This window comes from Micromonospora endophytica, assembly GCF_003236305.1.
Lineage (GTDB): Bacteria > Actinomycetota > Actinomycetes > Mycobacteriales > Micromonosporaceae > Micromonospora > Micromonospora endophytica.
This window is the reverse complement of the sequence record NZ_POTX01000227.1, coordinates 1-9,537: the sequence shown is the minus strand read 5'-3', so window position 1 is coordinate 9,537 and position 9,537 is coordinate 1. Positions and strand designations below refer to the sequence as shown.

Genomic DNA, 9,537 nt, shown 5'->3' with positions numbered 1-9,537 from the left:
GGGGAGGGGTTAGAGGTCGAGGTTGAAGCGTTGGAGGACGGAGGGGGCCACCAGGCCGAGGGTCGCCAGGATGGAGATGACGGTCAGGGCGGAGCGGACGAAGACGACCTCGGTCCGGCCGCCGGCCCGCAGCGCGATCTTGTCCGGCAGGCTGATCGGCGTCCACATCCGGCGCTTGATCGGGATCGGCCAGAGGATCGGCACCCCGGCTCGGGTGATCATGTCGCCGATGATGTGCACGAAGGCACCCACCCCGACCGCCAGGCCGATCATCGGATAGCCACGATCTCCGGGCAGGTTGGCGGCGGTGAACATGGCCGCGCCGGCCGAGACCAGGGTGACGATGAGCCAGCCCGCGCGCTCGGCCCACTTGTCGAACAGGCCACGCAGGGCCAGACCGATCATGAAGAACAGCACGCCGATCACCGCCCACTTGCCGTAGCTGGCGCAGAGCGTGGTGGTGCCCCAGCCCAGCAGCACCGTGAACGGGATGGTGTGGGTGAGCGTCCGGTGCCCGTTGTTGCGCTTCGGGTCGCGGCTGAGCTTGGTGGCGTAGTAGACGCCCAGCGAGATCTTCTCCACCACCTCGGCCACGAAGAGCGAGAAGACACCGAAGGTACGGGCCACCGTGGCGCCGCCCTTGTTGCGGGTCACCTTGCCGGACAGGTCGAGGTCGGGCAGCAGTGCCCCACCGGCACAGACGGCCGTGCCCACGGCCAGCGCCAGCGGCGACTGCTCGTAGTCGTAGAACTGCTGTAGCGCCCAGGACCCGCTCAGCCATACCGCCGCGCCGGACAGCGCGTGCGAAGGTCCCATCATCTCGGCTCGCCCTCCCCAGGGATCTTGAGCGCCAAAACTACGTCACTGTAGTTCGCGGCGGGTCACAGGGGATGCCCGGGACCATCCACAACGGACGAAACCCGGTGTGCGTGCCACGGACCGGGCCGATCAGCAGGAAGTATGTCAGCGCCCGATCGCCGTACCGGCTGCTGTGTCGGCCATGGGACGCGGCGGTTGTGTCGGTGCCGCGCGGTACGCCGGGCGGTCGGCGACCGGCACCTACGGGGGCGGCCGAGCCCGCTGCTGGTAGGCCCGTCACCGCACTATCCCGAGGTGCGCTTCCACCACCCGTGACCCGCCGCCGGACCTCCCCGCGGGCATCACCACCAGCGCTTGCCCTTGCGCGGCGGACGGACGACCACGTCACCGAAGATGGCGCGGCAGCGTACTTCGAGCACTGGACCACCCGGGGTGACCGGACCGCTCAGCTTGGACTTCTTGTCGCCGAAGATGGCGCTGCCGGTCAGCCGGACGTCGGTCCCCTCCGGCACCACTATCGTCACATTGCCGAAGATCGCCTCGGCCTCGATGGTGATCACCTGTCGTGGCAGCTGCGCCTCGTGCAGCTCGATGCGGCAGTCGCCGAACACCGCCCTGGCATCGATCCGGTCGGGTACCGACCAGCCGCCCTTGCGTACATCGTTGCCGAAGACGGCCAGCAGTTTCTCCGCCGCGGGGGCGAGCGCGCCGGCCGGTCGGGCGGGTGGCCGGCCGGGGGCGTCCGGCAGGTCGGTGGTGAGCCGGGCCAACTCGCCCCGGGTCTGGGCGGCGTGCGCGGCACCGGCTCGCTCGGTGTACTCGTCGAGGGTGAGTCGGCCCTCGGCCGTGGCCCTGCCGAGCAGCTCGACGACCTCCTCCCGCTCCCGGTCGGAGACGCGTAGCCGGTCGGTGTCGTCGTGCCGCTCCCGTTCCATGAAGTCGAGGGTAACGGCGTGCCGCGCGGCGGGGCGATCACGGCCGAGCTGACGGAGAATGGGCCGACCCCCGCCGGGTCGGCCCATTCTGCAGAGAAATCTTTACAGCGGGGGCAGACTCGGAATGCTGAACTTCTCCCAGTCGCTGACAGTTGTGGCACGGGCCTGGAGTGGCGCGTCGGTCTGGCTGACCCGCGCGGTCACATAGCGGCTATTGGCCACCGACTGGATGTAGTGGTAACCCGCAGGGTGGCGCCGGATGATGAACTTCTCCCAGTCGCCGTTGACCCCGTTCGAACTGGCCTGTAGTGGCGCATCGGTCTGGTTGATCCGCGCGCTGATCCACTTGCCATTGCTAGGTGACCGGATCGCGTAATAGCCGGATCCGGCGTCGTAGAACTGGAACTCCTCCCACGCACCCTCGGTGTCGGCGCGGGCCTGAAGCGGCGAGTCGGTCTGGCTGTGCCGGGCCGAGACGAACTTGTTCGCACCGTACGAGATGATCGGCGAGACGTTGGCCACCGACACCTCATCGGTGCCGACCGAATCGATGTTCTTGGCCGTCCGCGCCGACGCGGGCGCCGGCGCGAAGAGGAGCATGCTGAGCGCGAGGAGGGCGGCAAAGGTCGTGCGAAGGTGGTGCCGTCTGGTGCGTGGTTGGCCGACTGGCCTGGCGTGCGCCATGTGTTTCCCCGTTTCTGGCTGGATAGCTGCCGGAATGTCGCTGAAGCGCGACTGACTCGGCACGGAACATGATTGCGGAAAGAAATTCCAGCAAGCATGACCCGGAAACGCGGCAGCGAGCCAATAGGCTCCCTCCGACCTTCCCCGCCGCCCCGTTTCAGCGAGTCGACCTCATCCTGCCAATAGATCTCCATGCGCACAAGACGAGATCTTGGCGGCGGAAACTGTGCCGCCGTCAGCAGGCGGCGGAGGCGAGGAGGTTGCCGTCGGGAATGGCGATGGGTGTCCGCGGGGCCGGGATGTCGGTGGTGGCCCGACGGGTGCGCGTCGGCGCGTGGTCGCGGCGGGCGGTGGCGTACGTCTCGGCGGTGCGGGCGGCGATGGTGGCCCAGCCGTACCGCCGACCGACCATGGAACGGGCCTGACGGGCGACCCGGCGGGCGAAGACCTCATCGCCGAGGAGTTCGCCGACCGCGCCGGCCAGCGCAGACGGGTCGCTGTGCGGGAAGGTGACGCCGGTGACGCCGGGCTCGACGATCTCGGCGAGTCCGCCGGTGCGGGCCACGGCCAGCGGCGCCCCGGCCGCCGCCGCCTCCAGGGCCACCATGCCGAACGGTTCGTAGAGGCTCGGTACGACTGTCGCGTCGGTGGCGCCGAGCACCGCCGGGAGCTGGGTGTTGTCGAGGAAGCCGGCGAATCGTACGGTGTTGCCGAGCCCGAGCTGGCCGATCCGTTCCTCCAACTCGCCCCGGTAGGGGCCGTCCCCGGCGATCAGCACCCGCAGCCCGGGGTGCCTGTCGCGTAGTTGTGGCACCGCGTCCACCAGGTGCTGTACGCCCTTCTCGTAGACCAGTCGCCCGGCGTACCCGATCAACGGTCCGTCCCCGGCGAACCGGGCGCGGGCCGACGCGACGGCGCGGGGCCGGGCCCGCCAGGCCCGGTCGTCGACGCCGTTGGGCACCACCTCGATCTGCCCCGGTGCCACCTCGAAGAGCGTGGACACCTGCTCACGCATGTAACCGGAGCAGGCGATCAGCCGGGTCGAGGCGTTGCTGAGCCAGTGTTCGACGCCGTGGATGGTGCGGTTCATCTCCGCCGGCAGCCAACCCTGGTGCCGGCCGGCCTCGGTGGCGTGGATGGTGGTCACCAGCGGCAGGTGCAGGTGCTCGGCGAGGGTGATCGCGGTGTGCGCGACGAGCCAGTCGTGCGCGTGGATGACGTCGTAGTCGCCGGTGTCGGCGGCGCGCAGGGCGGCCCGGGTCAGGGTGTGGTTGAACGCCATCGTCCAGGCCAGCAGCGAGCCGGTGGCCAGGGGAAAGGTGACCGGGTCCTCGGCGGCGCGGATCACGCGCACCCCGTCGACGTGTTCCTCGAGGGGTGCGCCGTCGGCGTGGCGGGTGACGACGGTGACCTCGTGGCCGGCGGTGGCCAGCGCGACGGAGAGGGCGTGCACGTGGCGGCCGAGGCCGCCGACGAGGACGGGTGGGTACTCCCACGACAGCATCAGCACCCGCTGCGACCGGGCGGAGTTGATGTCGATCACGTCGGCGTTCGGTGACATACGCGCCCCCTTTGAGCTGTCTCCGCCCGCCCCCCGCTCCGGAGGGCGGCGCTCGCATCGCGGCTGGATCAAGTCCAATCCTGCTGGTGGCTGGATAACCAGCGGAGACGTAGCCGTTGCGGGGGTGTAAAGCGCTACCGGCGGGCGCGGAGAAGTTCCGCGACCGACCACGCCTGGAACGGGCAGCCGGTGGCGGTGTGCGGGGCGAGCCCGTCCGCGGTCTCGCTGACCGAGCCGAGGCCGTACTCGGTCAGATGCGCCTCCAGGCCCACGAACAGGTCGTCGACCGGCAGTCCGGCCCGGCGGCTGGCGTCGGCGTACGGGCCGATCAGCCACGGCCAGACGGTGCCCTGGTGGTAGGCGCTGTCCCGTTCGGCCGGACCGCCAGAGTGTCGACCGGTGAAGCCGGGGCAGTCGGCGGAGAGGCTGCGCGGGCCGAGCGGGGTGAGCAGCCCGGCGCCGACCCGCCCCAGCACCACCGGATCCGGCTCCAGCGGCGCGTTCGGCAGCGACCAGGCCAGCAGCTGGTTGGGGCGGAGCAGGTCGTCGTCGTGGAAAGCCGCGCCGCCCAGCGGGTACGCCGGTGCGGGGGCGTCGACCACGTCGTGCAGCCAGCCCGCCGGGGTGGGGAAACGGTCCCGGAATGCCTTGGTGGCCCGATCGTGCAGCCGGTGCAGCCCGTCGGCGTCCCGCCCGGCCAACTCGGCCAGCTCGGCGACGCCGGCCAGACCGTTGATCCACAAGGCGTTCACCTCGACCGGTTTGCCGTGCCGAGGCGTGACCGGCACCCCGTACACCCGGGCGTCCATCCAGGTCAGGGCGGCACCGACGGCACCGGCGGTGAGCAGGCCGTCGGCCAGGTCGACGCCGATGCCGTACCGGGTGCCGGCCAGGTGGGCGTCCACCACCGACTGCAGAGCCGGCAGCAGTTCGTCGCCGAGGTCGGTGTCGCCGGTGACGGTGACGTGCCGGCTCACCGCGTGCAGGAACCACAGCGTGCCGTCGACGGTGTTGTACTCGACCCGGCCGGTGTCGGCGGTGTTGGCCAGCATCCCCTCCGACAGCGTCGCCGCGTACGAGCGCAGCAACTCCCGGCCGAGGTCGGCCCGACCGGTACGCAGGAACAACCCCTCGTAGGAGATCATCGTGTCCCGTGACCAGGCACCGAACCACGGGTAGCCGGCGACCACCTCCACCGGGGCGTCGTTGGTCCGCACGATGAACGCGTCCGCGGCCAGCGCCAGGGTGGCCTCGACGTCGTCGGCCGGCTTGGCGGAGGCGACGACCTCCCGGTTGCGGCGGCGGGCCGCCGCGACCACCTCGGTGGCCGGCGGGGGTGCCGGGGCGGGATCCTGGGCCCAGGCCAGCACCGACACCGTGTCGCCGGGCCGGCGCAGGGTGTCGCGGAACTGGCCCGCGTACCAGAGGTCCTCCTCCGGGTGCAGGCCGCGGGCCGCCTCCTCGCGGTAGTAGGCGCCCCGCCACCAGTGGCCCTGCGGCGTCCAGCCCGGTCCGGCCAGCCGGTACGCCCCCTCGATCACCGCTCCGCCGTCGACCGGGTCCATCCGCAGCGGCGGCCCGTCGGCGCGACGCTCGCCGTGGGCGTCACGCCAGGTGCCGGCGGCGGCGAGTTCCAGCTCGACCGGGCCGCCGCTGATCAGTCGGTGCACCACCGCCACGCAGGAGCGACCGTGCAGCATGGCCAACTCCCGCTCGATCACCACGTCGCCGATCCGCCACCGCCAGCGTGGCAGTCCGTCGGTGAGGTCGAAACGCTCCAACAGTTCGAAACCGCGCGGGTCGACGTCGCCGGAGATCCACTCGTGGGCGCCGAGGCGTACCCGGGCGCCGGAGGGCAACAGCACGGCCGGGTCGAGACTCGCCAGTCCCACCTTTCGGGAAGCGGGAGTTTCTCCCGGCACCACCAGCAGCCCGTGGTACCGGCGGGTGCGCAACCCGCCGACCGTGCCCATGGCGTACCCGCCCAGGCCGTCGGGGACCAGCCATTCACGGCTGGCGGCGCTGGTCAGCTCGCCACAGATCTGCGAACCGAAGCGAATCTCGTTCAACTTTCCTCCACCGGCGGCGAGGTGTAACACGACACGACGACAATGACCGCTGTGGTGAAGTACCCCGGCGGCGTCGAAGATGGTCAGGTGATCACTGACGGCTCCCCCTCCGCCCCGGCCCCCGACGCCGAGCGGCATCGGCTCGCCCAAGCCGATGCCGGGGAGCAGGACTGGCGCGCATGGGGTCCCTATCTGTCCGAGCGGGCGTGGGGGACGGTGCGGGAGGACTACAGCGAACACGGCACGGCGTGGGACTACTTCCCCCACGATCATGCGCGGTCCCGAGCCTACCGGTGGTCCGAGGACGGCATGGCGGGCGTGTGTGACGACCGGCAGACGTTCTGCTTCGCCCTCGCGCTGTGGAACGGCCGCGATCCGATCATCAAGGAGCGGATGTTCGGCCTCGGCGGCGACGGCGGCAACCACGGTGAGGACGTCAAGGAATACTGGTGGTACGAGGACTCCACCCCCACCCACTCGTGGATGCGGTGGCGCTACCACTACCCACAGGCCGCCTTCCCGTACGACGAACTGGTCGCGGTCAACGCGCTGCGTGGCCGGGACGACACCGAGTACGAACTCGTCGACACCGGCATCTTCGACGACGACAGGTACTGGGCGGTGACCGTCGACTACGCCAAGGCCAGCCCGACGGACCTGTGCATCGTGGTGACCGTGGCCAACCGCGGCGACCGGGCCGAAACCCTGCACGTGCTGCCGCACCTGTGGTTCCGCAACACCTGGGCGTGGGGGCTGCCCGGCACCGACGACCGGGTGCCCCGCATCGTCGGCGAGCCACGTCGACTGGTCGGTGAGCACTGGGTGCTGGGGCAGATCGTGCTGGAAGGCGACGGCGACCCGACGCCGCTGCTCTGCGACAACGACACGAACGCCGAGCGGCTCTGGGGGCTGCCCAGCCGCACGCCGTACCCCAAGGACGGCATCAACGACCACGTGGTCGGCGGCACGGACACGGTGAACCCGGAACTGATCGGCACCAAGGGCGCGCTGCACTACGTGCTGGAGGTGCCGGCCGGGCAGGAGCGGCGGATCCGGCTGCGGCTGACCCGTACCGCACCACCACCCGGCGACGGCGACCCGCCGCCGGCCGACCTGGGTGCCGGCTTCGACGCGGTGATCTGGGCCCGGCGGGCCGAGGCGAACCGGTTCTTCGCCGGGGTGATCCCGGCGAAGGCCAGCGCCGACGAGGCGCTCATCGCCCGGCAGGCCATCGCCGGGCTGATGTGGGGCAAGCAGTTCTACCACTTCGACGTCAAACGGTGGCTGGAGGGCGACCCTGGCTCCTCGCCACCGGCCGGACGCCGCCACGGCCGCAACAGCGCCTGGTGGCACATGACCAGCTTCGACGTGATCTCCATGCCGGATCCGTGGGAGTACCCGTGGTACGCCGCCTGGGACCTGGCCTTCCACTGCGTGAGCATCGCCCGGGTCGATCCCGGCTTCGCCAAGGAGCAACTGCTGCTCCTGCTGCGCGAGTGGTACCTGCACCCCAACGGCCAGATCCCGGCGTACGAGTGGGCGTTCGGCGACGTGAACCCGCCGGTGCACGCCTGGGCGGCGTTGAAGGTGTTCGAGATCGACGGCAGTCGGGACCACGAGTTCCTGGCCCGGATGATGCACAAGCTGCTGATGAACTTCACCTGGTGGGTCAACCGCAAGGACACCGGCGGCAACAACGTCTTCGAGGGCGGGTTCCTCGGGCTGGACAACGTCGGCCCGTTCGACAGGTCGGCGGCGCTGCCGGTGGCCGGGGTGCTGGAGCAGTCCGACGGCACCGGCTGGATGGCGATGTACGCGCTCAACCTGCTGGACATCGCCATCGTGCTGGCCGAGCACGACCGCAGCTGGGTGGACACCGCGACGAAGTTCTTCGAACACTTCGCGTACATCGCCGCGGCCGCGTACGACCAGGGATTGTGGGACGACGAGGACGCCTTCTTCTACGACGTGCTCCGGTTGGCCGACGGCACGCAGGTGCCGCTGAAGGTGCGCTCGGTGGTCGGGCTGCTGCCGCTGGCCGCCGTCACCCGGCTCACCGCGCGTACCCTGCACCGGCTGCCGGAACTGGGGGCCCGGCTGCGCTGGTTCCTGACCAACCGCCCCGAGTACGCCGCGGTGATCGGCGGACGGCGGATCGGCCCGGACGGACGCCAACAGCGGTTGCTTTCCATGTGCGGCCCGGAGCAGGTGGTGCGGCTGCTGGCCCGGATGCTGGACACCGAGGAGTTCCTCTCCGAGTACGGCCTGCGTACGCTCTCCCGAGCGCACCTGGACAAGCCGTTCGCGGTGACCCTCGGCGGCCAGGAGTTCTGCGTCGGCTACGAACCGGCCGAGTCGACGAGCGGCCTGTTCGGCGGCAACTCCAACTGGCGCGGTCCGATCTGGATGCCGACGAACTTCCTGCTGATCAGCGCTCTGCGCGACTACGCGGCGTTCTTCGGTGACGATCTCCAGGTGGAGTATCCGACCCGGTCGGGGGTGAAGAAGACCCTCGACGAGATCGCCGACGACCTTTCCGCCCGGCTGATCTCGCTGTTCACTCAGGATGACTGGGGCCGCCGCCCGATCTACGGCGCCGCGCAGCTCTTCCAGACCCACCCCGACTGGCGGGACCTGATCGCCTTCCCCGAGTACTTCCACGGCGACAACGGCGCCGGACTCGGTGCCTGGCACCAGACCGGCTGGACCGCCCTGGTCGCCGACCTCATCCTCACCCTTCGCCGCTGACCCCCCCTCCCCGTCGATCTAGGGCTTATCGTCGTTAGTGGATCTCCATTTACGACGATAGGCCCTAGATCGGCGGGAGAAGTCGCCAATCTGTCGCGGTGGCGGTGTTGTGGTGGGGGTGTGAATACGGTTGGTGAGTGGCCGGAGTCGAGCATGGAGATGGTAGGGCGGACGGCGAGGCGATCGTTGCCACCGCCCGGCAGTTGGCCGAGGCGGAGGGCTGGGCGGAGGTGACCGCGCGTCGGTTGGCGGAACGGGCAAGTGTTGATCTCGGCGTGCTCTACGAGCGCTTCGCCGACCTCGATGCGGTGGTCGCCGCGGTCGCGGTACGCGGCTTCGCCGACCTGTCCGCCGCGCTTTCCGCCGCCCGTACCGCGGTCGACCAGTCGCCCGAGGTGTGGCCTGCGGTGATGGCGGCCTACCTGGACTTCGCGTACGCCAACCCGGAGATCTACGACGCGATGTTCGCGTACACCCCGGACCTGACCCTCGGCGCCGAGCAGATCCCCGAGACGGTGGCGGCGGCCTTCGGCGAGCTACGCGCGGCACTGGTCCCGCTGGCCGCCGGCCGGGACCCGGATACCCTTACCGAACTTGGCTGGAGCCTGCTGCACGGCCTGGTCATGCTCACCCGAGGTGGCCGCCTCCGCCCCGATACCCAGGACCAACGCGAACACCTCCTGGGCACCGACCTCTTCCCCCTGCCCTGACCCCACCCCGT

7 protein-coding genes are annotated in these 9,537 nt (G+C 70.4%); 2 read left to right on the top strand and 5 right to left on the bottom strand.

Annotated elements, in window-relative coordinates:
- Positions 1-9 precede the first annotated feature (9 nt).
- The 5 genes from C1I93_RS24605 to C1I93_RS24585 all read right to left on the bottom strand — a co-directional run bounded on the left by C1I93_RS24605 (position 10) and on the right by C1I93_RS24585 (position 6,068).
- Entirely contained in the window at positions 10-819 is an 810-nt protein-coding gene (locus tag C1I93_RS24605; protein ID WP_111245661.1) for a metal-dependent hydrolase, read from the bottom strand.
- 341 nt (positions 820-1,160) lie between these two features.
- On the bottom strand, positions 1,161-1,754 hold the full coding sequence (locus tag C1I93_RS24600; RefSeq protein ID WP_181445303.1) for a DUF1707 SHOCT-like domain-containing protein: 594 nt from the start codon (positions 1,752-1,754) through the stop codon (positions 1,161-1,163).
- 102 nt (positions 1,755-1,856) lie between these two features.
- Positions 1,857-2,501 (bottom strand): fascin domain-containing protein, encoded by a 645-nt coding sequence (locus C1I93_RS24595; protein WP_146603572.1) that lies wholly within the window; start codon positions 2,499-2,501, stop codon positions 1,857-1,859.
- A 172-nt stretch (positions 2,502-2,673) separates the two neighbouring features.
- The gene (locus C1I93_RS24590) at positions 2,674-3,999 is read right to left on the bottom strand and encodes a glycosyltransferase family 4 protein (RefSeq protein ID WP_111245658.1); all 1,326 of its coding nucleotides are present in this window, start codon (positions 3,997-3,999) and stop codon (positions 2,674-2,676) included.
- A gap of 134 nt (positions 4,000-4,133) precedes the next feature.
- A complete protein-coding gene (locus C1I93_RS24585) occupies positions 4,134-6,068 on the bottom strand; it encodes an amylo-alpha-1,6-glucosidase (RefSeq protein WP_111245662.1) in 1,935 nt (644 codons plus the stop codon).
- Between the two features lie 42 nt (positions 6,069-6,110).
- Between C1I93_RS24585 and C1I93_RS24580 the strand changes: the two genes are divergently transcribed.
- Together C1I93_RS24580 and C1I93_RS24575 are read left to right on the top strand one after the other, a co-directional pair.
- Positions 6,111-8,816, top strand: coding sequence for an MGH1-like glycoside hydrolase domain-containing protein (locus tag C1I93_RS24580; RefSeq protein ID WP_111245657.1), 2,706 nt, complete (start codon positions 6,111-6,113; stop codon positions 8,814-8,816).
- A gap of 137 nt (positions 8,817-8,953) precedes the next feature.
- Positions 8,954-9,526 carry a TetR/AcrR family transcriptional regulator gene (locus tag C1I93_RS24575; protein ID WP_111245656.1) on the top strand — a complete coding sequence of 191 codons (573 nt, stop codon included), beginning with the start codon at positions 8,954-8,956 and terminating at the stop codon, positions 9,524-9,526.
- Positions 9,527-9,537: the final 11 nt, after the last annotated feature.

Excerpts from the sequence above, each read along its gene's own strand:
- C1I93_RS24605 (WP_111245661.1), bottom strand. The coding sequence starts at position 819 with ATGATGGGACCTTCGCACGCGCTGTCCGGCGCGGCGGTATGGCTGAGC.
- C1I93_RS24600 (WP_181445303.1), bottom strand. The coding sequence starts at position 1,754 with ATGGAACGGGAGCGGCACGACGACACCGACCGGCTACGCGTCTCCGAC.
- C1I93_RS24590 (WP_111245658.1), bottom strand. The coding sequence starts at position 3,999 with ATGTCACCGAACGCCGACGTGATCGACATCAACTCCGCCCGGTCGCAG.
- C1I93_RS24580 (WP_111245657.1), top strand. The coding sequence starts at position 6,111 with ATGACCGCTGTGGTGAAGTACCCCGGCGGCGTCGAAGATGGTCAGGTG.